The organism is Mycolicibacterium llatzerense (genome assembly GCF_000878195.1).
Lineage (GTDB): Bacteria > Actinomycetota > Actinomycetes > Mycobacteriales > Mycobacteriaceae > Mycobacterium > Mycobacterium llatzerense.
Map to the genome: position 1 here is coordinate 16,577 of NZ_JXST01000009.1, position 22,078 is coordinate 38,654.

At 68.9% G+C, this 22,078-nt stretch carries 19 protein-coding genes; 12 read left to right on the top strand and 7 right to left on the bottom strand.

The window, feature by feature from the left end:
• The first annotated feature begins 69 nt into the window (after positions 1 to 69).
• From TL10_RS08145 to TL10_RS08160, 4 genes are read left to right on the top strand one after another with little or no spacing between them, the layout of a single operon-like run.
• Positions 70 to 924 carry a TIGR02569 family protein gene (locus tag TL10_RS08145; RefSeq protein WP_043392475.1) on the top strand — a complete coding sequence of 285 codons (855 nt, stop codon included), beginning with the start codon at positions 70 to 72 and terminating at the stop codon, positions 922 to 924.
• Between the two features lie 57 nt (positions 925 to 981).
• Entirely contained in the window at positions 982 to 2,376 is a 1,395-nt protein-coding gene (locus TL10_RS08150; protein ID WP_043392478.1) for a purine-cytosine permease family protein, read from the top strand.
• The gene (locus tag TL10_RS08155) at positions 2,373 to 2,813 is read left to right on the top strand and encodes a nucleoside deaminase (RefSeq protein WP_043985257.1); all 441 of its coding nucleotides are present in this window, start codon (positions 2,373 to 2,375) and stop codon (positions 2,811 to 2,813) included. Before TL10_RS08150 ends, TL10_RS08155 begins: the two co-directional genes overlap by 4 nt.
• Entirely contained in the window at positions 2,810 to 3,769 is a 960-nt protein-coding gene (locus tag TL10_RS08160; protein WP_043985258.1) for an isopenicillin N synthase family dioxygenase, read from the top strand. The genes TL10_RS08155 and TL10_RS08160 overlap by 4 nt, the downstream gene beginning before the upstream one ends.
• 39 nt (positions 3,770 to 3,808) lie before the next feature.
• Here the strand turns inward: TL10_RS08160 and TL10_RS08165 are convergent, their stop codons facing one another.
• Together TL10_RS08165 and TL10_RS08170 are read right to left on the bottom strand one after the other, a co-directional pair.
• Positions 3,809 to 4,105, bottom strand: coding sequence for an MGMT family protein (locus TL10_RS08165; RefSeq protein ID WP_043985259.1), 297 nt, complete (start codon positions 4,103 to 4,105; stop codon positions 3,809 to 3,811).
• Between the two features lie 2 nt (positions 4,106 to 4,107).
• Positions 4,108 to 4,893, bottom strand: coding sequence for an alpha/beta fold hydrolase (locus tag TL10_RS08170; protein ID WP_390892792.1), 786 nt, complete (start codon positions 4,891 to 4,893; stop codon positions 4,108 to 4,110).
• An 89-nt stretch (positions 4,894 to 4,982) separates the two neighbouring features.
• Between TL10_RS08170 and TL10_RS08175 the strand changes: the two genes are divergently transcribed.
• Positions 4,983 to 8,114, top strand: coding sequence for an ATP-dependent helicase (locus tag TL10_RS08175; protein ID WP_043985260.1), 3,132 nt, complete (start codon positions 4,983 to 4,985; stop codon positions 8,112 to 8,114).
• Positions 8,105 to 11,365, top strand: coding sequence for an ATP-dependent helicase (locus TL10_RS08180; RefSeq protein ID WP_043985333.1), 3,261 nt, complete (start codon positions 8,105 to 8,107; stop codon positions 11,363 to 11,365). The genes TL10_RS08175 and TL10_RS08180 overlap by 10 nt, the downstream gene beginning before the upstream one ends.
• Here TL10_RS08180 and TL10_RS08185 read toward each other — a convergent pair.
• Entirely contained in the window at positions 11,348 to 11,755 is a 408-nt protein-coding gene (locus TL10_RS08185) for a DoxX family protein (RefSeq protein WP_043392488.1), read from the bottom strand. The two genes, TL10_RS08180 and TL10_RS08185, sit on opposite strands and share 18 nt — an antisense overlap.
• A gap of 60 nt (positions 11,756 to 11,815) precedes the next feature.
• On the opposite strand from TL10_RS08185, the gene TL10_RS08190 reads away from it, so the two are divergent.
• Both TL10_RS08190 and nudC read left to right on the top strand, forming a co-directional pair.
• Entirely contained in the window at positions 11,816 to 12,895 is a 1,080-nt protein-coding gene (locus TL10_RS08190) for a potassium channel family protein (RefSeq protein WP_043985261.1), read from the top strand.
• A gap of 8 nt (positions 12,896 to 12,903) precedes the next feature.
• Entirely contained in the window at positions 12,904 to 13,830 is a 927-nt protein-coding gene (nudC, locus tag TL10_RS08195) for an NAD(+) diphosphatase (protein WP_043985262.1), read from the top strand.
• A gap of 48 nt (positions 13,831 to 13,878) precedes the next feature.
• Here nudC and TL10_RS08200 read toward each other — a convergent pair whose 3' ends face one another.
• Positions 13,879 to 14,115 (bottom strand): mycoredoxin, encoded by a 237-nt coding sequence (locus TL10_RS08200; protein ID WP_043392495.1) that lies wholly within the window; start codon positions 14,113 to 14,115, stop codon positions 13,879 to 13,881.
• Positions 14,116 to 14,222: 107 nt separating this feature from the next.
• Between TL10_RS08200 and TL10_RS08205 the strand changes: the two genes are divergently transcribed.
• The 3 genes from TL10_RS08205 to TL10_RS08215 all read left to right on the top strand — a co-directional run bounded on the left by TL10_RS08205 (position 14,223) and on the right by TL10_RS08215 (position 17,170).
• Positions 14,223 to 16,334, top strand: a complete 2,112-nt coding sequence (locus TL10_RS08205) for an ATP-dependent DNA helicase UvrD2 (RefSeq protein WP_043985263.1) — start codon at positions 14,223 to 14,225, stop codon at positions 16,332 to 16,334.
• A gap of 162 nt (positions 16,335 to 16,496) precedes the next feature.
• Positions 16,497 to 16,757, top strand: coding sequence for a hypothetical protein (locus TL10_RS08210; protein WP_131630703.1), 261 nt, complete (start codon positions 16,497 to 16,499; stop codon positions 16,755 to 16,757).
• 149 nt (positions 16,758 to 16,906) lie between these two features.
• Positions 16,907 to 17,170: a WhiB family transcriptional regulator gene (locus TL10_RS08215; RefSeq protein ID WP_043985334.1), complete on the top strand. Its 264-nt coding sequence runs from the start codon at positions 16,907 to 16,909 to the stop codon at positions 17,168 to 17,170.
• A 77-nt stretch (positions 17,171 to 17,247) separates the two neighbouring features.
• Here the strand turns inward: TL10_RS08215 and TL10_RS08220 are convergent, their stop codons facing one another.
• From TL10_RS08220 to TL10_RS08230, 3 genes are all read right to left on the bottom strand, one after another.
• Positions 17,248 to 18,567, bottom strand: coding sequence for a macrolide-binding ATPase MABP-1 (locus tag TL10_RS08220; protein ID WP_043392950.1), 1,320 nt, complete (start codon positions 18,565 to 18,567; stop codon positions 17,248 to 17,250).
• A gap of 49 nt (positions 18,568 to 18,616) precedes the next feature.
• Positions 18,617 to 19,468 carry a TOMM precursor leader peptide-binding protein gene (locus tag TL10_RS08225; protein WP_043985265.1) on the bottom strand — a complete coding sequence of 284 codons (852 nt, stop codon included), beginning with the start codon at positions 19,466 to 19,468 and terminating at the stop codon, positions 18,617 to 18,619.
• A 78-nt stretch (positions 19,469 to 19,546) separates the two neighbouring features.
• Positions 19,547 to 20,941 (bottom strand): zinc-dependent metalloprotease, encoded by a 1,395-nt coding sequence (locus TL10_RS08230; protein ID WP_043392504.1) that lies wholly within the window; start codon positions 20,939 to 20,941, stop codon positions 19,547 to 19,549.
• 89 nt (positions 20,942 to 21,030) lie between these two features.
• On the opposite strand from TL10_RS08230, the gene TL10_RS08235 reads away from it, so the two are divergent.
• Entirely contained in the window at positions 21,031 to 22,056 is a 1,026-nt protein-coding gene (locus TL10_RS08235) for a YlbL family protein (RefSeq protein ID WP_043392507.1), read from the top strand.
• Positions 22,057 to 22,078 lie beyond the last annotated feature (22 nt).

Sequence of the window (22,078 nt, forward strand, 5' to 3'; positions counted from 1 at the left end):
TGGACACGCGGGGCGAGCGAAGCGACGGGAGAAGGCTGCGTCCGGCCGGGCACACCTTAGTCTGATCGGGTGACCGTCGACCGTCCCCCCGAACATGTGCTTACGGCGTTCGGCCTGACCGGTCTCCGGCCGGTCCCACTCGGCTCGAGCTGGGAGGGCGGCTGGCGCTGCGGCGAGGTGGTGCTGTCCATGGTCGCCGACAATGCCCGGGCCTCCTGGTCGGCGAAAGTGCGCGAGACGCTGTTCGTCGACGGCGTCCGGCTGGCCCGTCCCGTGCGCGCGACGGACGGGCGCTACGTCGTCGCCGGCTGGCGCGCCGACACGTTTGTCACCGGCACCCCTGAACCGCGTCACGACGAGATCGTCTCGGCCGCGGTGCGGTTGCACGAGGCGACCGCCAAGCTCGAGCGTCCGCGCTTCCTGACGCAACCGCCCGCCGTGCCGTGGAGCGACGTCGACGTGTTCATCGCCGCCGACCGCGCCGCCTGGGAAGACCGGCCGCTGCAGTCGTTGCCGCCAGGTGCCCAGGCGGTGCCGGGTACCTCGGATGGCCGCCGGTCGGTCGAACTGATCAATCAGCTTGCGTCCCTGCGCAAGCCGACGCGCAACCCGAGCCAGCTGGTGCACGGCGACCTCTACGGCACGGTGCTGTTCGCCGGCACCGCCGCGCCCGGCATCACCGACATCACGCCGTACTGGCGGCCGGCATCGTGGGCCGCGGGCGTGGTCGTTGTCGACGCGCTGTCGTGGGGCGAGGCCGACGACGGTCTCATCGAACGCTGGGCGTCGCTGCCCGAGTGGCCACAGATGCTGTTGCGCGCCTTGATCTTCCGGCTCGCGGTCCATGCCCTGCACCCGCGGTCGACGGCGGCGGCCTTCCCCGGTCTGGCCCGTACCGCAGCCTTGGTGCGACTGGTTCTCTAGCCTGCTCGCCGCCATTCGAATGGCAGCGTGCCCCGTTCGGTGAGAAAGTTACCTCGCATGACGGCTGTTGAACCCACCACCGACGGGACCTACCAAGACAGGATCGTTGCGGTCGAACCCGGCGGCAACGAGTTCATCGCCGAGGCGGACCGGCACGGCAAGCCGAGTCAGCTGTTCTGGACGTGGACGTCACCCAACATGGAATTCGCGACGGTGTTCGTCGGCATGCTGGCCGTCCTCGCGTTCGGCATGAGCTTCTGGCAGGCGGTCGCCGGGATCATCATCGGTACCGGCCTGGGTGCCATCGCGCACTATTTCCTGTCCGCGCGTGGACCGCTGCACGGCGTGCCACAGATGGTACTGGGACGAATGGCGTTCGGGTTCAAGGGAAACGCACTGCCCGCGACGTTGATGTCGATCACCGCGGGCGTCGGCTGGTTTGCCACCAACAGTGTCAGCGGTGCGTTTGCCCTGTCCACCCTGTTCGGCTTCGGGCCACTGATCGGCCTGATCATCATCGTGGTGTTGCAGACCGCGTTCGCGTTCTTCGGCCACAATCTGGTGCAGGCGTTCGAGCGCTGGTCGTTCCCGGCGCTCGTCATCGTCTTCGGCGCGGCATCGGTGGGAATTTTCGCGCACGCGGATCTGGGTGCGCCGGCGCCGTCGGGCGGGGTTGGCGGACTCGGGGGCTTCCTGCTCACCGTCGGTACCGCGTTCGGTTACGCGGCCGGCTGGACCCCGTACGCCGCGGACTACACCCGCTATCTGCCGTCGGCGGTGTCCACTTTCGCGACGGGGTTCTTCGCCTCCACCGGGTTGTTCGTGTCGTGTGTGGCCCTGGAGATCGTCGGGGCGGCATCGACGACTGTCGGAGTGGCGAGCCTGGGCAATCCGACCGGGTCGTTCACCGCCGAGCTTGCGCCCTTGCTGGCCAAGGCGACACTGATGGCCATCGCGGTCGGTGCGATCGCCGCCAATGCGCTCAATGTCTATTCTGGGGCAATGGCTTTCGTGACCATCGGGATCACGTTGCCGCCACACATTGCGCGGGCTCTGGTGACCGTCTTCTTCGGCGTGGCCGGTTTCCTGATCGCCTGGTGGGCGTTGCCCGATGCCGCGCACAGCTATGAAGCGTTCCTGCTGGTGATCGCCTACTGGATCGGCCCCTGGCTGGGTGTGGTCTTCGCCGATCAGTATCTGCGCCGCGGGCAACAGATCGCCGGGTATCTCTACGACCGCTCGTACTCGAACTGGCCCGGGCTGTTGTCCTTCGCGCTGGGGCTGGGACTGTCGGTGTTGTTGTTCTCCAACCAGGAGAAGTTCGTCGGCTATATCGCCCAGGCGGTGCCGAAACTCGGCGACATCACCTTCTTCGTCGGCTTCCTCATCTCCGGTGCCGCCTACCTGGTGCTGTGTCGATCGAAAATCGCCGCGGAACGCGCCGTCATATGACCCCCGAACAGATGCTCGACGTCGCGGTCGCTGAAGCGCGAACTGGGCTGGCCGAGGGTGGTATTCCGATCGGTGCGGCGTTGTTTCGAGCCAATGGCGAACTCCTGGGTGCCGGCCACAACCGTCGGGTGCAGAACGATGATCCCTCGGTGCACGCCGAGACCGACGCATTCCGTGCGGCCGGACGTCAGCGCGGCTACCGCTCGACCATCATGGTGACGACGCTCTCGCCGTGCTGGTATTGCAGCGGACTGGTGCGGCAATTCGGCATCGGCGCGGTGGTGATCGGGGAGGCCCGCACGTTCCGCGGAGGTCATGATTGGCTGGCCGAACATGGTGTGGCGGTCACGGTTTTGGACGACGAGCGGTGCGTGGCGATGATGGCAGAGTTCATCAGCGCCCGCCCCGAATTGTGGGCGGAGGATATCGGCGAATGAGTGTCATTGCGACAGTGGACATTTCCCGCTGGTATGCCGGCGGAGCCGAGGCTGACGCGTTGGCCGCCGAAGTCGACGAAGGTTTGCAGCGAGCCGGTTTCATCGTGGTCACCGGTCACGGGGTGGACCAGGGATTGGCGGCTGCGGTTCGCGCGGCCAGCCGGGAATTCTTCGCGTTGTCCGAGGAGGTGAAGCGGCAGTACTCGGTGCCGGTCGGCGGACACGGCTGGATCGGCCCGGGTGCCGAGGCCAACGGTTACGCCGAGGGCACCGAGACGCCACCGGATCTCAAAGAGAGCTTCAGTCTGGGCGCGGAGACATCGACCGGGGATCCGGAGGTGGATCGAATCTGGTTCGCCCCCAACGTATGGCCCGCAGAAGTGCCCGCATTGCAGACGTTGGTGGATGAATACACCGCCCAGATGCGCCGGCTGTCCGACGATCTGCTGGCCCTGTTTGCGCACGCGCTGGGGTTGCCGGCGAATCCTTTTGCCGCGCTGGCAGATCGGCCGACGTGGACGATGAACATCAACCACTACCCACCGGTGAGCGTGGTGGGTGAACCCGAGCCTGGACAGTTCCGCATCGGCCCGCACACCGATTTCGGCACCGTCACGGTGCTCGACCGGGAGCCGGGCGCCGGCGGGCTGCAGGTGTATTCCGACGCCGAGGGCTGGGAGGACGCCCCCTGGCAACCCGGCGCGCTGACGGTGAATATCGGTGACCTGCTGGAGTATTGGAGTGGACGACGCTGGCCGTCCGGCCGGCATCGCGTGCTGCCGCCGCAACCGCACGCTCCGGAAGAAGACCTGGTGTCGCTGATCTACTTCTACGAAGCCAACCACGATGCGCTCATCACGCCGTTGGGGCCGCCCATCGGAACGGTGTCCGGGCTGGCTCCGGTGGTCTCCTCGGAGTTCATCAAGGAACGGTTGGACGCCATCACCGTCGGGTGAGCCAGACCTGGGACGGCTCGAGGTCAGGCGTCTCAAGCATCAGAACTCGTGCCGATACTCCCGCAACCGAACCCGGCCGTCGACGGCCAGCACGCCTTCGGCGCGCAGTCTTTCGAGTTGCCGCGTCGCCAGATGCGCTGCCGGCCGGCCCGCCGCGCTGATCACTCGGTGCCAGGGCAGGTCCGAGGAATCGGTCCGCATGATCCAGCCGACGATCCGCGGGCTGGAAAGCCCTGCGGCATCAGCGATGTCGCCGTAGGTCGACACCCGGCCGGACGGTATCGAGGCGACGAGGTCGCGCACTATCTCCACCTGTTCCTCCGTGACCGCGGCCATGGTCAGACCAGGTGTCGCCGGATCACATCGGCGGTTTCGGCGGGCATGGCGTGCGGCACCATGTGGTCGCAGTCGAATTCGGCCAGCTCGAAGTCGGCGCCCAGCCGCGCCTGCAACCCGGACACCAGCTCACCGGTCACGTAAGCCGGGTGGGTCTGCTTGGCCAGCACCAGCGTCGTCGGGGTGCCCTGCTGAGGCAACACAATCGGGCGGGCCAGCTCGCTCCAGTACGACATCATGGCGGGCAGGCTGATCCGCCAGCCGACGCGTCCGCCGGGCAGGGCGACCAGGTGTTCGTCCAGGTCGCGTTCGAGTTCCCCGGGGTACTTCGCGGAGACCTCGCCCCACGATCCGTTCACCTTCTCGGCGTGCGCCTCCTGCCGGTCCGGGTAGTCGGGGGACCCGAGCATGGCGTCGGCGATCTCGCTCATCCAGCTGCCGTCCAGCCCGGTCGCGGGGTCCAGCAGTACCAGGCCCGACACCAGATTGGGGTGGGCGGCAGCGAGATTGAGTGCTATCGCGCCGCCGAACGAATGGGCCACCACGACCACCGGACCGTCGGCCTCGTCGTGGAGCAGAGCGGCCAGGGCCGCCACGTTCTCGTCGATGTTCCACGGCGCCGCCCACGACGAATGACCATGTCCCAGGAGATCCGGTGCCAGCACGGCATATTCGGGCAGATACCCGTCCGCCAGGGTCTGCCACCGCTTTCCGTGGCCGGTCAGGCCGTGCAGGGCCAGAATCTGTGCCGGCCGCGCCGGTCCGTAGCGGTACACCTGCAAGCTCACCGCAATGATGCTGCCAGACGCTGGGCCCGACTGTCGCCGGACACTGTCTTCGACGCAACTTGTCGTACCTCCGTGGTTGCATTCCGTGCATGGCCGCCCCGCACTCCGCACTCACCGCGCCCGGCTCGGTTAATGCCCTGACCGAGCCCGGGCAACGTGGTGTGGTGCGGGTGCTGGGCGGCCCCGGAACCGGCAAGACCGAACTGCTGATCCGCACTGCCGCAACGCATATCGCGGCCGGGACCGATCCGGAGTCGGTGCTGCTGCTCACGGGTTCGGCGCGCCTCGGCAGCCGGGTCCGCGGCGCCATCACCTCGGCACTGCTCGGCGATTCCGGCCAGGTCACCCGGGAGCCACTGGTCCGCACCCTGCATTCCTACGCGTTCGCCGTGTTGCGGCAGGCCGCGCAGCGCGCCGGCGACCCACCGCCGCGCCTGATCACCAGCGCCGAGCAGGACGGCATCATCCGCGAGCTCCTCGCTGGTGATCTCGAGGACGGCGACGAGGCCGGCGTGGACTGGCCGCTGCACCTGCGACCGGCATTGGCCACCGCCGGGTTCGCGACCGAATTGCGGGACCTGTTGGCCCGCTGCACCGAACGTGGCGTCGACCCCGCGGACCTGCGCCGGATCGGCCGCAAGGCCGGACGCCCGGAGTGGGTGGCCGCGGCCCGGTTCGCGCAGGTCTACGAGCAGGTGATGCTGCTGCGCAGCGCCGTCGGCATGGCCGCCCCGCAGGCGACGGTGCCCGCGCTGGGCGCGGCTGAACTGGTCGGCGCCGCGCTCGAGGCCTTCGCCGTCGATCCCGCGCTGCTGGACGCCGAACGCTCCCGCATCAAGCTGCTGCTGGTCGACGACGCGCAGCACCTCGACCCGCAGGCCGCGCTGCTGGTGCGGGTGCTGGCGGCCGGCGCCCAGCTGACCGTCATCGCCGGGGATCCGAGCCAGACGGTGTTCGGGTACCGCGGCGCCGAGCCGACACTGCTGTACGGCCCCGAGGACCAGCCGCAGGTGGTTCTGACCGAGTCGCATCGGTGTGCGCCCGCGGTGGCCGGCGCGGTTTCGGCCGTGGCACGGCGGCTGCCCGGCGTGGACGCGTCACGGACCCTGACGTCGGCGACGACGGACGACCTCGGCTCGCTGACGGTGCGCGTGGCGGGTTCGCCGCACGCCGAATCCGCACTGATCGCGGACGCACTGCGCCGCGCGCACCTGGTCGACGGAGTGCCCTGGGCGCAGATGGCCGTCATCGTGCGCTCGGTGCCGCGGGCCGGGACGGCGCTGGCCCGGGCGCTGACCGCTGCCGGGGTGCCGGTGCAGCAGCAGGCCGACACCACGCCGCCGGCACTGCATCCGGCGGTGGGCGCGCTGCTCTCCGTGCTGGACTGCGTCGCCGACCAGCTGACCGGCGACCGGGCACTGGCCTTGCTGACGGGGCCCATCGGCCGGGTCGACCCGGTGTCCCTGCGCCAGTTGCGGCGCGTCCTGCGCCGCGCCGACGGTGGTGGCCGTGAGTTCGGCGAGCTGCTGACCGAGGCGCTGACCGCCGGCATCGAACGCCCGTTGCCGGATCAGCTGGCCCGGCCGGTGCGCCGGGTCCGCGCCGTCCTCGACGCGGCGCGCCGGGCGGCGACGGCCGGCCAGGACCCGCGGTTCGTGCTGTGGCAGGCCTGGCACACCAGCGGATTGTCGCGCCGGTGGCAGGCGGTGGCCGGGCGCCCGGGTGCGGCCGGGGTCGCCGCGGGCGTCGACCTGGACGCCGTCACCGCGCTGTTCGACACCGTCGACCAGTACGTGGCCCGCACCGCGGCGGCCTCCCTCACCGGTTTGATCGACCACGTCCGCGCCCTGTCCTGGTCGGGTTCGACGCCGGAGCGCGCCGAGGCCGACGAGGTGGCCGTAGTCAGTGCGCATGCCGCGCTGGGGCGGGAATGGGATTTCGTGGTCATCGCGGGCCTGCAGGAAGGGTTGTGGCCCAACACCGTTCCGCGTGGGGGTGTGCTCGGGACCCAGCAGCTGCTCGACATCGTCGACGGTGTGGGTGACGTTCGTGGCATGTCGGCCACCGCGCCGCTGCTGGCCGAGGAACGGCGGCTGCTGGTGGCTGCGCTGGGCCGGGCCCGCAAGCGGGTGCTGGTGACGGCCGTCGACAGCGACAATGGTGATGAAGCGCTGCTGCCGTCGACCTTCTTCGAAGAGCTGGCGGCGCTGGCCGGCGGTACCGATCCCGACACCGACGAGCTCCCGGTGCACGCGCCCGCCGTGCTGTCCCCATCGGCACTGGTCGGCCGGCTGCGGTCGGTGGTCTGCGCCCCCGACGGCGCGGTCGAGGAGTCCGACCGGCTCTGTGCGGCAGCACAATTGGCGCGGCTGGCCGAGGCCGGGGTGCCGGGCGCCGACCCGGCGCAGTGGTACGCCAGCACGGAGCTGTCCACTGCCGAGCCACTGTGGTCCGGTGACGACCACGTCGTCACGGTGTCGCCGTCGACCGTGCAGACCCTGACCGACTGCCCGCTGCGCTGGATGCTGGAGCGGCACGGCGGCAGCGACGGCCGCGATCTGCGTTCGGCGCTGGGCTCCCTGGTGCACGCCCTGGTCGCCGACTCCGGTCGTAGCGAGGCCCAGCTGCGGGGCGAGCTCGAAAAGGTCTGGCAGCAGCTGCCTTTCGACTCGAACTGGTACGCCGACAACGAGCTCGAGCGGTACCGCGCCATGCTGGACACCTTCACGACGTGGCGGCAGGAGAGCCGCAGTGAGCTCACCGAGGTCGGCACCGAGCTCGAGGTAGCCGGGGTGATCGTCGATGCGGGTCCGCAGGTGCAGGTGAAGGGGCGCATCGACCGGCTCGAACGCGACCGCGACGGACGCCTCGTGGTGGTCGATGTGAAGACCGGTAAGAGCCCGGCCACCAAGGCCGATGCCCAGCAGCATGCCCAGCTCGCGCTGTACCAGCTGGCCATCGCGGAAGGCATTGTGCCGCAGGGTGATCAGCCGGGCGGCGGCCGGTTGGTGTATCCGGCCAAACCCGCGAAGGCGGGCGCCACCGAACGTGAGCAGGATCCGATGGGGGAGACGGCGCAGGCGCAGTGGCGGCAGCGGGTCACCGACGCCGCGGCGGCCACGGCCGGGCCGCAGTTCGTCGCGCGCGTCGGCGCCGGCTGCGCCACCTGCCCGGTGCGGGCCATGTGCCCGGCGCAAGGTACGAAGGGTGGATGCCCGTGACGTACAGCCCCGCCGACCTTGCCGAGACGCTCGGGCTGTTCACCCCCACCGACGAGCAGGCCGCGGTCATCGCCGCCCCGCCGGGACCGCTGGTGGTGATCGCCGGCGCCGGCGCCGGGAAAACCGAGACGATGGCCGCACGGGTGGTCTGGCTGGTGGCCAACGGCTATGCGACCCCGTCGCAGGTGCTGGGGCTGACCTTCACCCGCAAGGCGGCCGGACAGTTGTTGCGCCGCGTGCGTACCCGGCTGGCCCGCCTCGCCGGTTCGGGCCTGTTGCCCGGCGTTTCGTTGGCCGACGAGCACGCCACCGTCAGCACCTATCACGCCTTCGCGGGCACCCTGCTCCGCGAGTACGGGCTGCTGCTGCCCATCGAGCCGGCCACCCGGCTGGTCACAGAAACCGAGATGTGGCAGTTGGCTTTTCGGGTGGTGTCCGATTTTCCGGGGCAGCTGCACACCGACAAGTCCCCGGCCGCGATCACCCAGATGGTGCTGCGCCTGGCCGGTCAGCTGTCCGAGCATCTCGTCGACACCGACGCCGTGCGCGACACCCATCACGAGCTGGAACGGCTCATCCTCACGCTCCCGGCGGGACCGGGCCAGCGCGGTGGGCCCACGCAGTGGCTGTTGAATCTGCTGGACACCCAGACCGAGCGGACCGAGCTGGTGCCGCTCATCGACGCGGTGCACCAGCGGATGCGGGATGCGCAGGTGATGGACTTCGGTACGCAGATGTCCGCGGCGGCGCGCTTGGCCGAGGGTTTCCCGCAGGTCGGCGCGCAGCTGCGGGAGCGGTATCGCGTGGTCCTGCTGGACGAATATCAGGACACCGGGCATGCCCAGCGGGTGGCGCTGTCGTCGCTGTTCGGTGGCGGCGTCGACGACAGCCTGGCGCTGACGGCGGTGGGGGACCCGATCCAATCGATCTACGGCTGGCGCGGCGCGTCGGCCACCAACCTGCCCCGGTTCACCACCGACTTCCGGCTCTCGGACGGCTCGCCGGCCCCGGCCCTGGAATTGCGGACCAGCTGGCGCAACCCACCGCGGGCGCTGAAACTGGCCAACGAGGTGTCCGCCGAGGCCCGCCGCCGCAGCGTGAGCGTGCGCGAACTGCTGCCGCGGCCCGGTGCCGAGCCGGGAACCATCCAGTGTGCGTTGTTGGATGACGTTGTCGCCGAGCGTGATTGGGTCGCCGATCACCTGGCTCGCCGGTACCACGGTGCCGCCGCCGCGGGTGACCCGGTGCCGACGGCCGCGGTCCTGGTGCGCCGCAACGCCGACGCCGCGCCCATCGCCGAGGCGCTGAACGCACGTGGGATCCCCGTCGAGGTGGTCGGTCTGGCCGGGCTGTTGGCCATCCCGGAGGTCGCCGACGTGGTCGCGATGCTACGTCTGGTCGCCGAGCCGACCGCCGGGGTCGCCGCGATGCGGGTACTGACGAGCGCGCGGTGGCGGTTCGGTGCCGCCGACCTGGCCGCGCTGTGGCGCCGCGCCTCGGAACTGGATGTGCCCGACGCCGCGCGGACGTCCGGTTCGGCCGCCGAGCAGGCCGTCGCCCACGTCGCTCCCGACGCCGACCACGCCTGCCTGGCCGATGCGATCAGCGACCCAGGTCCTGCCGACCGCTACTCGCCCGAAGGACACCGTCGGCTGCTGGCCCTGGCCGCCGAGCTGAGCCAGCTGCGCGCGCACCTGCATCAGCCGCTGCCCGACCTGGTCGCCGAAACGCGTCGGGTCCTGGGCATCGACGCCGAAACCCGCGCGGCCAGTGGGGTTTCCGAGGGCTGGCGGGGTACCGAGCATCTCGATGCGTTCGCCGATGTGGTCGCGGGCTACGCCGCGCGGCCGGTCACCGACGCCGACGCATCCGCGCCCATCGCCGGACTGCTGGCGTATCTGACAGCGGCCGCCGAGGTCGAGAACGGGCTGGCGCCGGCACAGGTGACGGTGGCTTCGGACCGCGTGCAGATCCTGACGGTGCACGCTGCCAAGGGGCTGGAGTGGCAGATCGTCGCGGTTCCGCACCTGGTTGCCCGGGTGTTCCCGTCCACCGCGTCGCAGCGCACCTGGCTGACCGACGCGGGCGACCTGCCGCCGTTGCTGCGCGGTGACCGCGCCGAGTTGTCCGAACACGGGGTGCCGGTGCTCGACACGTCCGACGTCAACGACCGCAAGGTGTTGGCGGACAAGATCGCCGCGCACAAGGCCCTGCTCGATCAGCGGCGCACGGATGAGGAACGCCGCCTGCTCTACGTGGCTCTCACCCGCGCCGAGGACACCCTGCTGCTCTCCGGGTACCACTGGGGGACGACGGCCGCGAAGCCGGCGGGGCCATCCGACTTCCTGATCGAGATGCGCGACATCATCGAACGCGCGGGCAATGATGGCGACCCCTGCGGCGAGATCGAGCAGTGGGCACCCGCACCGCCCGAGAGCGCTGTGAATCCGTTGCGCGACAACGTCGTCGAATGTGCATGGCCAATCGACCCGGCTGGTGCCCGCCGCGGTGACGTCGACCGGGGCGCGGCCCTGGTCGCGCAGGCGCTCACCGCCACGGCCGATGAGAACTTCGACGACCGCCACGGATGGTCCGCCGATGTCGATGCCCTGCTGGCCGAACGCGCGCGGATCCAGGAGCGCGGTCCGGTCGAGCTGCCGCCCCAGCTGTCGGTCAGCACGCTGGTCGATCTGGGCAGCGACCGGTCCGGCGCGCTGCAACGGCTGCAGCGCCGGCTACCGTCGCGCCCGGACCCGCAGGCACTGCTGGGCACCGCGTTTCACGACTGGGTGCAGCGGTACTTCTCCGCCGAGCGGCTGTTCGACCTCGACGACCTACCCGGTGCGGTCGACGCCGAGCTGGGGCAGGCCGTCGCCGACGAACTGGCCGACCTGCAGGCCGCGTTCGCGCTGTCGGATTGGGCGGCCCGCACCCCGATCGACATCGAGGTGCCGTTCGACATGGTGATCGGCGATCGCGTGATCCGGGGCCGCATCGACGCGGTGTTCGCCGACGCCGATGGGGGCTACACCGTGCTGGACTGGAAGACCGGCGATCCGCCGACCACCCCGGAAACCATGCGCAACAAGGCGATTCAGCTGGCGGTGTACCGGCTGGCCTGGTCGTCGATCCGGGGCGTACCCGTCGATTCGGTGCGGGCGGTCTTCCATTACGTGCGGGCCGGGCAGACGGTGGCACCCACCGACCTGCCCGGCGCCGACGAACTGGCGGCGCTAGTGCGCGTCGGGTGAGTTGCGGTAGACCTTGAGCGCCTGGGTCACCATCGGCACCTGCAGCGGCAACCGGCCCAGGGCGGCGATGCGGGCCGGCCAGCCCTTCGGCCACCACAGCCGGACCATGTTCACGTTCGCGGGGAACACCCCGATGAACAGCGCGACCGCGGCCAGCGCACCGAGCTTGCGGGTACGTGGAATGAGCAGCGCTGCACCGGTGGCGACTTCGGCGACGCCCGACGCGTAGGTGTAGAACCGGGCAGTCCCCGGCAGTTCTTCCGGAACGATGCCGTCGAACGGTTTGGGTGCGACGAAATGCAGAGTGCCCATTCCGACGAGCAGCGCGCCCATTCGGTATGCGGGGGCCTGGCTGTGGGCGGTGTTATCCGAAGTGCTGGGGACGGTCATGGTTACATAGTGCTGTGCTGAGCCGTCCCGTGGTGAGCCTCTGCCAGATATTGGCTCGTCGTGGCTCGCGTTAGATTGTCGCGGCGCATGGCCGCCATGGAGCAGAACCTCACCAGCCGACAGAACGCGGATCTGGTTGACGTACTGCAAATCCCGGAGCCGTTCGTCAGCCCGGCCCGCCGGATCGCGCGCCGCGTCATCTATGCGCTGGTGGTACTCGGCGCGGCGGTACTCGTCGTGTACATCGATCGCGACGGCTACCGCGATGTCCAGGACAACGAGATGTCGCTCCTGGACTGCATCTACTACGCGACGGTGTCGTTGTCGACCACCGGCTACGGCGACATCACGCCGTTCACCCCGAGCGCACGCCTGGTCAACGTCCTGGTGATCACCCCGATGCGGATCGCGTTCCTGATCGTGCTGATCGGTACGACCGTCGAGACGCTGACCACGCAGTCGCGTCAAGCCTTGAAGATTCAGCGATGGAGGAGCAGCGTGCGCAATCACACCATCGTCGTCGGTTATGGAACCAAGGGCCGCACCGCGGTCCAGGCCATGGTCGGCGACGAGGTCGCACCCGGAGACATCGTCGTCGTCGACGAGAACCCGGCGGCACTGGACCGGGCCCGCGCCGCCGGACTGGTCACCGTGGTCGGCGACGCCACCAAATCGGAGGTGCTGCGCCTGGCTGGGGCACAGCACGCCAAATCCATCGTGGTCGCGACGGACAAGGACGCCACCGCGGTGCTGGTCACGCTGACGGCCCGCGAGGTGGCGCCCAAAGCCAAGATCATCGCGTCGGCCCGCGAGGCCGAGAATCAGCATCTGCTGCGGCAGTCCGGCGCCGACTCGACCGTCGTGTCCTCGGAGACCGCCGGCCGGCTGCTGGGCATCGCGACCCAGACCCCGAGCGTGGTCGAGATGGTCGAAGACCTGCTCACCCCTGACGCGGGCTTCGCGATCTCCGAGCGTGAGGTCGAGGCCAAGGAACTCGGCGGCTCGCCGCGGCACCTGTCGGACATCGTGCTCGGCGTGGTGCGTGGCGGGAAGTTGCTCAGGGTCGATGCCCCCGAGGTCGACGCCCTCGCCGCCGGGGACCGCCTGCTCTACATCCGCAACGCCGAAGGCGAACGGTAGGCGCGGCGATGAGCGATTTCACCCTGCGTAATGTCCCGCTGCTGTCTCGGGTCGGTGCGGACCGGGCCGACACGCTGCGCACCGATGTCGACGCCGCCATCGCCGGCTGGAAAGACGCGCTGCTGCTGCGCGTCGACCGGCGCAACCAGGTGCTGATCTCCGGCGGCCAGGTGGTGCTGGGGCGTGCGGCGGAACTCGGGGACAAGCCCGACGAGCACGCGGTGTTCCTGGGCCGGATGCCCGACGGCCGGCACGTGTGGGGCGTGCGCGCCGCACTCGAAGAACCGGCGGAGCCGTCCGGTCAACCGGTCGAGGTGCTCGACCTGCGCCGGGCCGGAACCGTCTTCGACGACATCAGCGCCCAGCTCGTCTCGACCGCGACGGCACTGCTGAACTGGCACGACAGCGCCCGTTTCAGCGCCATCGACGGCGCACCCACCAAGGCGATCAAGGGCGGCTGGGCGCGCGTCAACAGCATCGGTGGCCACGAGGAATTCCCACGTATCGACCCGGCGATCATCTGCCTGGTGCACGACGGCCACGACCGCGCCGTACTGGCCCGGCAGACGAATTGGCCGGAGCGGCTGTTCTCACTGCTGGCCGGGTTCGTGGAAGCCGGTGAGTCGTTCGAGTCCTGCGTGGTCCGCGAGATCGCCGAGGAGGTCGGCCTCGCCGTCACCGATGTCAAGTACCTGGGCAGTCAGCCCTGGCCGTTCCCGCGCTCGTTGATGGTCGGCTTCCACGCGATCGGCGATCCGGAGCAGCCGTTCGCGTTCAATGACGGCGAGATCGCCGAGGCCGACTGGTTCACCCGGGCCGAGGTGCGCGAGGCGCTCGAGCACGGCGACTGGAACAGCGCATCGGATACCCGGCTGCTGCTGCCCGGCTCGATCTCGATCGCCCGGGAGATCATCGAATCCTGGGCAGCCCTGTGATTTGTGCACGAAAATCCGCGGCTGGCGCGGAAAATCGTGCACAAATCGCTAGTTCAGCTTGGCTTTGACGTCCTTGATGCTGGGGTTGGTCAGCGCGCTGCCGTCCGGGAACTTCACCGTCGGCACCGTCTGGTTGCCGCCGTTGACCGACATCACGAACTTGGCTGCGTCCATGTCCTGCTCGATGTCGATCTCGGTGTACGGGATGCCTTCGGCCTTCAGCGCGGTCTTGAGCCGCTTGCAGTAGCCGCACCAGGTCGTGCTGTACATGATCAGTGCACTCATAACGCGACTCAACGTATCCGATCGCCGCGCCATGCCGCTCAGCGGTGCCGACTGCGTCACACGGTCGGCTCGCCGACGTGTCACCCCCAGCTGCCATGATGTAGGCCATGCCAGCCGAGGCCCCGCCGTCCACGCTCCTCGAGGACCTCGACGACGAACAGCGCGAGGCTGTCCTCGCACCCCGCGGCCCGGTCTGTGTGCTGGCCGGTGCCGGCACCGGCAAGACGCGGACCATCACCCGCCGCATCGCGTATCTGGTGGCCTCCGGCCACGTCGCGCCGAGTCAGGTGCTGGCCGTGACGTTCACCCAGCGCGCTGCGGGTGAGATGCGCAGCCGCTTGCGCAGCCTGGAGCAGGAGATCGACGGCGCCGCCGGCTCCGGGGCCGTGCAGGCCATGACATTCCACGCCGCGGCGCTGCGGCAACTGCGGTATTTCTGGCCGCGAGTGGTCGGCGATACCGGCTGGGAATTGCTCGACAGCAAGTTCGCGGTCGTGGCGCAGGCGGCGAACCGGGCGGGTATCCAGGCCAGCACCGACGACGTGCGCGACCTGGCCGGCGAGATCGAATGGGCCAAGTCGTCCTTGATCAGTCCCGAGCAGTACCCGCAGCAGGTCGCCGCGATCGAGCGGGACATCCCGCTCGACGCCGCCAAGGTCGCCGCGGTGTACGCGGGGTACGAGGGACTCAAGGCCCGCCGCGACGGCTCGGCGCTGCTGGACTTCGACGATCTGCTGCTGCACACCGCAGCCGCCATCGAGAACGACGCCGCCGTCGCCGGCGAGTTCCGTGACCGCTACCGCTGCTTCGTCGTCGACGAATACCAGGACGTCACCCCGCTGCAGCAGCGGGTGCTCAACGCCTGGGTGGGGGAGCGGGACGACCTGACCGTGGTCGGCGACGCCAACCAGACCATCTACTCGTTCACCGGCGCCACTCCGCAGTACCTCCTCGACTTTTCGAGAAGGTTCCCCGATGCGGCGCTGATCCGGCTGGAGCGCGACTACCGCAGCACGCCGCAGGTGGTGTCGCTGGCCAATCAGGTGATCTCAGCGGCTTCCGGCCGCATGGCGGCCAGCCGGTTGCAACTCATCGGTCAGCGCGATCCCGGTCCCAAACCGGTGTTCCGGGAACACCCCGATGAGGTCGCCGAGGCCAACGCGGTCGCCGCCGCCATCAAGAAGCTCATCCAATCCGGCACTGCCCCTTCGGAAATCGCGGTGCTGTACCGCATCAACGCGCAGTCCGAGGTGTATGAGGAGGCGCTCACCGCGGCCGGTGTGGCGTTCCAGGTGCGCGGTGGTGAAGGCTTCTTCAGCCGCCAGGAGATCCGGCAGGCGCTGCTGGCGCTGCAGCGCGCCGCGGGACACCAGGGGGATGTCGCCGGTGTCGAGCTGCCGCAGCTGGTCCGGGATCTGCTGGAACCGCTGGGCCTGACGGCCGAGCCGCCGGCGGGTACCAAGGCCCGGGAACGCTGGGATGCGTTGTTGGCCTTGGTCGAATTGGTCGAACAGGAAGTCGCGGTACGCGCCAACCTGGACCTGCAGGGGCTGCTCGTCGAGCTGCGTCAGCGCGCCGATTCCCGGCACCCACCGGTGGTGCAGGGTGTGACGCTGGCATCGCTGCACGCGGCCAAGGGTCTCGAGTGGGATGCGGTGTTCCTGGTCGGTCTGGTCGACGGCACGTTGCCCATCTCGCACGCGTTGTCCCACGGCGCGGACAGCGAACCCGTCGAAGAGGAGCGGCGTCTCTTCTACGTCGGAATCACCAGGGCCAGAGTGCATTTGACCATTTCATGGGCACTGGCCCGGGCTGCCGGCGGAAGGCAGAGCCGCAAGCCGTCGCGGTTCCTCAACGGGCTGACGCCGCAGAGCCGGCGCGAACCCCAACAGCCGCAACGCAAACGGGGGCCGGCGCCGCGCTGCCGGGTCTGCAATTCGGCGTTGACGACGTCGACCGCGATCTTGCTGCGGCGCTGCGAGTCGTGCCCGTCGAACCTCGACGAGGAGCTGCTGGGCCGGCTCAAGGAGTGGCGCTTGCGCACCTCGCAGGAGATGAAGGTGCCGGCCTATGTGGTGTTCACCGACAACACCTTGATCGCGATCGCCGAGGCCCTGCCGGCCGACAATGCTGCGCTGGTGGCCATTCCCGGGATCGGGGCGCGCAAGCTTGAGCAATACGGCCCGGATGTCCTGGCATTGGTGAACGCGTCCCGTTAGCCCACCTAAATTGCGCCAAACATGACGCAAATTGTGCCAAAACCGCTGGTCAAAAAATCGCTTGTCATATTTCGGTGGTAACGTCTAGCCTCGAAGCCGCAACGAAATCCCGCGAATTCATGACCTGTGAATCCGCAATCGACCGCTGAGGAGGTGGCCCAGATGATCAATTTTGATGCGTCCCGAGGCGCTGTCCTCGCTGTCGCTGGCCTCCGTGCGCCGTTGACCGATGCTGCCTATGAGGCGGTATCGCGCGTCGGCGTCAGCTGGCATCAGATCGTTGACGTCCCCGCCGTTCCCGCTGCCGCCGCAGCCGCCGCTATGTCGGCGGCACGTCTCGCGACGGCTGGGCATGTCGCCGACATCCCGCAGCGCAAGCGCAACGGCAAGACCTTCGCGTCCGTGAAGCGGGGCACTACTTAGGTAGAGCCCACACAAGCCATCTGGCCACGGACCCGAAACCACCGGATCCGTGGCCATTGTTTTTGGGGCACAACCTCAAAACCACCACCTGGTCACCGATCCATCAGACAGATGAGACGCAAGAAGACCAGGAAGTAGGTGATGAGGACATGACTAGCCAGACTTGCCGACAAAGGCTGGCGGTGCCATGTCATGTCGGCGACCCCGATATGTGGTTCGCGGACAGCCCCACTCAGCTGGAACAGGCCAAGGCGCTGTGCGCCGACTGCCCGATCCGGCGCCAGTGCCTCAGCGAGGCACTGGAACGTGAAGAGCCGTGGGGTGTTTGGGGTGGGGAGATCCTCGAGCGGGGTGCCGTCGTCGCACGCAAGCGTCCGCGCGGCCGTCCGCGCAAGGACGTCGTCGCGGCTTAGGTTCAGCCGCGAGCAGACGTAAAACTGTCCGAAAACCGGTGATTCAGGACAGTTTTACGTCTGCTCGCGAGAGAAACCTACGGCGTGAAGCCCGGAACCAGTTCCGTGGCAATGGCTTTCACGGGGACGTGGGCGTCCAGCTGACAGCAGATCGCCACGGTTGACGCGATCACGCGCAGCGGGATGACCAGGTTCGGCGGCAGATCGAGCTGCCGGGCCATCTTGATCTGGGCCACACCGTTGTCGAGCTGGCCCGCGGCCATTCTCATGATCCACCGCCGCGTGTAGTGGAAGACGTCGGTCTGGATCGGTTCGACGTACTGGCGCAGCATGTCGTCGACCTCGTCGATCGGGACCTGCTCGCCCTTCTGGATGAACCCCGCGTCTTCCATGACCGGAAACAGCTTGTCGTAGTTCTTGTCCCGCGCCAGGCTGATCATTTCGCCGATCGCGGTCGGCAGCCCACCCGGCAGCGGCGCCACCGCGCCGAAGTCGATGACGCCCATCCGGCCGTCGGGCAGCAGCATGAAGTTTCCGGGGTGGGTGTCGCCGTGCATGATCTGCAGGCGGGCCGGCGCGTCGAACGTCAGCTCGGACAGTCGGGTGCCCATCAGGTCCCGCTGCTCGACGGTGCCTTCCCGGATGATGACCGACATCGGGATGCCGTCCATCCACTCCGCGATGACGACCTTCGGGGCGCTGGCGACGATCCCCGGCACCTTGAAGTGCGGGTGGCCCTGGTAGGCCTTGGCGAACGCCCGCTGGTTGTCGGCTTCCAGTCGGTAGTCCAGCTCCATCTCGGTGCGGTCGATCAACTCGTCGACGACGCCCTGGACATCGGCACCGGGTGCCAGCTGCTTGAACACACTGACCAGACGCTGGATGGTCTTCAGGTCCGCGCGCAGCGCCTCGTCGGCGCCGGGGTACTGGATCTTGACCGCGACCTCGCGGCCGTCGGACCAGACGGCCTTGTGGACCTGCCCGATGCTGGCCGAGGCCACGGGGGTGTCGTCGAAGGACTGGAACCGGTCGCGCCACTTGGTGCCCAGCTGGCCGTCGAGCATCCGGTGCACCTTGGCCGCCGGTAGCGGCGGGGCGTCCTTCTGCAGTTTGGTGAGGGCCTCGCGGTACGGCTTGCCGTACTGCTCGGGAATGGCGGCTTCCATCACCGAAAGGGCCTGCCCGACCTTCATGGCACCGCCCTTGAGCTCACCGAGCACGGTGAAGAGCTGGTGTGCGGCCTTGTCCATCAGTTCGGCGGTGACCTCGTCCTTGGGCTTGCCCGCCAGCCGCTTGCCGAAGCCGAGCGCGGCCCGTCCCGCCATGCCGCCGGCCAGGCCGGCGAGTTTCGCGTTGCGTGCCACACTGCCCCGTTTGATATCAGCCACGTTCAACATCATCCACGACGTTGCTGAGTGCGCGGTGGCGACATGGCAACGCGTGTTGTCACGGCTTCCGGTCGCACCAGTCACACAGGGGATGACGGGACCATCGGCGCACCACGGTGGTCCGCGAGCCGATGTCGAATTCGAGGGTGGCATCCAGCGTGGGCGGCGGTTCTGCGCGGCGTCCGCCGCCGCGAATCGCGTCGATCACCTGGTCTACCTGATTGAGCGCCACCGCCGCGGTGGCGAGCACGGTGGCCCGGTCCGCGCTGCCGACGGTGCCCTCGAGTTGGGCGGCCAGCACCGGCCACGACGCGTCGCGGTCACTGCGGTGGAGGTCAGCGCAATTGAGGCAGCTGGTCGCGCCTGGCAGCACGAGCGGGCCGATCAACCCGGTGCCGTCCCGGATCCGCACCGGCAGATGCGGCACTCCGGCGCGGTGCAGGTCGCGCACCAGGCGTCGGTCGGCCACCAGGAAATCCGACAGCACCACCAGATCAGCGCCCTCACGAGCCACATGCCCGAAGCGACTGGTCCGTACCCGGGCGCCGGAACAGGTCAAGGCGCCGGCCAGCAGGTCCGACAGCGGACCGCTGCCGTGTACGCGCACCGATACCGGTCGGCGGTCAGAGTCCGGCTCCGGCCGCAACAAGCCTGCCGTGCTCAGTGCGCCGAGCAGCCCGGCCCAGCCGTCGACGTCGGTCAGCCCGGCCGCCATCGCGAGCGACTGGCTGCTCTCGACGTCGACGCCGCTCTGCATGCCGCGCAGTAGGTCGGCCAGAGCTCCGCCCGACAGCCCGGCCGGTGGCCGAATACCGATGGCGCGCCGTGGGTCCCACCCCAGCTGCACCGTGCCGTCGGGACGTTGCAACACCGGCATGGCCGGGTTCAAGGTCTGACGGGCCGCGATCATGGCCCAACTGTGCCAATGGCACACCGATTCGGCGAATTAGTTATCCACAGGCTCGTCGAAGCCGCTGCTACGGGTCGGCTACTCCTCGTCCGTGTCCCGCTTCAGGTCCTTTTCGAGGTCTGCCAGCGCCTGGTCGAGCCCCGTGGTGTCGCCGCCGAGCGCGCGGTCGATGAAGGCCGCGGGCTCATCGAGATCGGCTGCGCCGGGCAGCAGGTCGGGGTGCTGCCAGACGGCGTCGCGCTGGTCGGCGCCGACGGCCTCGGTCAGCTTCTCCCACAGGGTGGCGGCCTCGCGCATCTTGCGCGGCCGCAGCTCCAGACCGACGAGGGTCGCGAACGTCTGCTCAGCCGGTCCGCCGGTGGCGCGACGACGACGCAGCGTCTCGCTCAGCGCCGATGTGCCCGGCAGGCGGTCGCCGAGCGCCGCGGTGACGACGGTCTGCACCCAGCCCTCGATGAGCGCCAGCAGCGTCTCGAGGCGTTCGAGGGCCGCGGCCTGCTCGGGGGTGGCCTTCGGCTCGAACATGCCCTGGCTCAGCAGCTTCTCCATGGCGCCTGGGTCACCCATCAGCGACGCCGGGTCCAGGCCGGACGCCATCTCTTCGAACCCGCTCATGTCGATCTTCATGCCCTTGGCGAAGGCTTCGACGGCGCTGAGCAGCTGCGTGGCCAGCCACGGCACGTGACTGAACAACCGGTGATGTGCCGCTTCGCGGGCCGCGAGGAAAGTCAGCACCTCGCTTCGCGGCTGCTCGAGACCATCGCCGAACGCCTCGACGGCCTCGGGCATCAGCGCCGCAACGCCGGACGGACCCAACGGCAGGCCGATGTCCGTGGAGGTCAGCACCTCTTTGGACAGCGTGCCCAGGGCCTGGCCCAGCTGCGAGCCGAATGCCATGCCGCCCATCTGCGACATCATCGCCATCAGCGGGCCGGCCATGGCCTTGGCCTCTTCGGGGAGCGCCGACACCCAGACGCTCGACAACTGTTCGGCGACCGGGTCGCACAGCCGCTTCCAGGTGTTCAGGGTGTTGTCGAGCCAGTCGCTCGGGGTCCAGGCCATCGCGCGGGTGGTGCCGGCCGGCAGGGGAGTGACGCCGTCGAGCCACGTCTCCGCCAGATGCACCGCATCCGAGATGGCTGTCGCGGTCTGCTCGGGCACCGGCTTGACGAACCCGATCGAGTTGGACGCCAGCTTGCGGGCCAGGTCGTAGTTGACCGGACCCGCCTGCGGGTTGTTCATCGACGCGCCCGCGCCGCTGAACATCGCGCCGAGCTGCGTGAAGATCTGGCCCAGGTCGGGCATGCCGGCGCCGCCGGGACCGCCGAACGCACCGCCGAACCCGAACGGGTCCGACGAACCACCGGACGAACCTCCGGAAGAGCTTCCGGAGGAGCCTGGTCCAGGCTCTTTGTTCGATTTGTCGCGGTCGGGGTCTTCGCCGCTGGAGAAGCCGAAAGGCAGGTCAGCCATACCGTCAACCGTACTGCCAGCACGGCCGGCCGGTGGCTTCGCGGGTCATGCTGTCAGCGAACCGAGCCGCGAGCTTTACTGTTGGCGGCGTGAACAGGCGGATTTCTACGCTCGTGGTCGCTCTGGTGCCGATCATCGTGTTCGTCGTGCTGGTGTCGGTGGTGACCGTGCCGTTCGTGTCGCTGGGTCCCGGCCCGACGTTCGATACGCTCGGTGAGGTCGACGGCAAGAAGGTCGTCGACATCAAGGGCGACGTCAAGGTGCACCCGACGTCGGGGCATCTCAACATGACGACGGTGTCGCAGAGCGACGGGCTGACGCTGGGGCAGGCGCTGGCGCTGTGGATGTCGGGCCGCGAGCAGTTGGTGCCGCGCGATCTGGTGTATCCGCCGGACAAGTCCAAGGACCAGGTGGACAAGGCCAACAACGCCGACTTCAAGAACTCCGAGGAAGACGCCGAGTTCGCGGCGCTGAGCTACCTGAAGTACCCGAAGGCGGTGACGGTCCAGGCCGTCGCCGATCCGGGGCCGTCGGCCGGCCAGCTGCGCCCGGGCGATGCCATCGACATGGTCAACGGCGTTCCGGTGGCCAACGTCGAAGAGTTCACGTCACTGCTGAAGAAAACCAAGCCGGGCGACCACGTCGTGCTCGACTACCGGCGCAAGAACGCCGGGATCGGCGTCACGACCATCACCCTGGGGTCCAACAAGGACCGCGACTACGGCTACCTCGGCACCACGGTGCTCAACGCGCCGTGGGCGCCGTTCGCCATCGACTTCAACCTGGCCAACATCGGTGGCCCGTCGGCCGGCCTGATGTTCAGCCTGGCCGTCGTGGACAAGCTGACCGACGGAAATCTCAACGGTGGCAGGTTCGTTGCGGGCACCGGCACCATCGGCGACGACGGCAAGGTGGGCCCGATCGGCGGCATCACACACAAGATGCTGGCCGCGCGGGAGGCCGGTGCGACGGTGTTCATGGTGCCCGCCGAGAACTGCGCCGAAGCGGTCTCGGCCCATCTCGACGGGCTGGGGTTGATCAAGGTCGAGAACTTGACCGGAGCGGTCGACGCACTGCATGCCGTGTCCGCTGGTGGCGAACCTCCCCGCTGTTGAGCGTGCGGCCACCCCAGAATGC

Excerpts from the sequence above, each read along its gene's own strand:
- TL10_RS08225 (WP_043985265.1), bottom strand. The coding sequence starts at position 19,468 with ATGATCGCGGCCCGTCAGACCTTGAACCCGGCCATGCCGGTGTTGCAA.
- TL10_RS08185 (WP_043392488.1), bottom strand. The coding sequence starts at position 11,755 with ATGACCGTCCCCAGCACTTCGGATAACACCGCCCACAGCCAGGCCCCC.
- TL10_RS08160 (WP_043985258.1), top strand. The coding sequence starts at position 2,810 with ATGAGTGTCATTGCGACAGTGGACATTTCCCGCTGGTATGCCGGCGGA.
- TL10_RS08175 (WP_043985260.1), top strand. The coding sequence starts at position 4,983 with ATGGCCGCCCCGCACTCCGCACTCACCGCGCCCGGCTCGGTTAATGCC.
- TL10_RS08150 (WP_043392478.1), top strand. The coding sequence starts at position 982 with ATGACGGCTGTTGAACCCACCACCGACGGGACCTACCAAGACAGGATC.
- TL10_RS08230 (WP_043392504.1), bottom strand. The coding sequence starts at position 20,941 with ATGGCTGACCTGCCTTTCGGCTTCTCCAGCGGCGAAGACCCCGACCGC.
- nudC (WP_043985262.1), top strand. The coding sequence starts at position 12,904 with ATGAGCGATTTCACCCTGCGTAATGTCCCGCTGCTGTCTCGGGTCGGT.
- TL10_RS08220 (WP_043392950.1), bottom strand. The coding sequence starts at position 18,567 with ATGTTGAACGTGGCTGATATCAAACGGGGCAGTGTGGCACGCAACGCG.
- TL10_RS08180 (WP_043985333.1), top strand. The coding sequence starts at position 8,105 with ATGCCCGTGACGTACAGCCCCGCCGACCTTGCCGAGACGCTCGGGCTG.
- TL10_RS08200 (WP_043392495.1), bottom strand. The coding sequence starts at position 14,115 with ATGAGTGCACTGATCATGTACAGCACGACCTGGTGCGGCTACTGCAAG.
- TL10_RS08155 (WP_043985257.1), top strand. The coding sequence starts at position 2,373 with ATGACCCCCGAACAGATGCTCGACGTCGCGGTCGCTGAAGCGCGAACT.
- TL10_RS08215 (WP_043985334.1), top strand. The coding sequence starts at position 16,907 with ATGACTAGCCAGACTTGCCGACAAAGGCTGGCGGTGCCATGTCATGTC.
- TL10_RS08165 (WP_043985259.1), bottom strand. The coding sequence starts at position 4,105 with ATGGCCGCGGTCACGGAGGAACAGGTGGAGATAGTGCGCGACCTCGTC.
- TL10_RS08205 (WP_043985263.1), top strand. The coding sequence starts at position 14,223 with ATGCCAGCCGAGGCCCCGCCGTCCACGCTCCTCGAGGACCTCGACGAC.
- TL10_RS08210 (WP_131630703.1), top strand. The coding sequence starts at position 16,497 with ATGATCAATTTTGATGCGTCCCGAGGCGCTGTCCTCGCTGTCGCTGGC.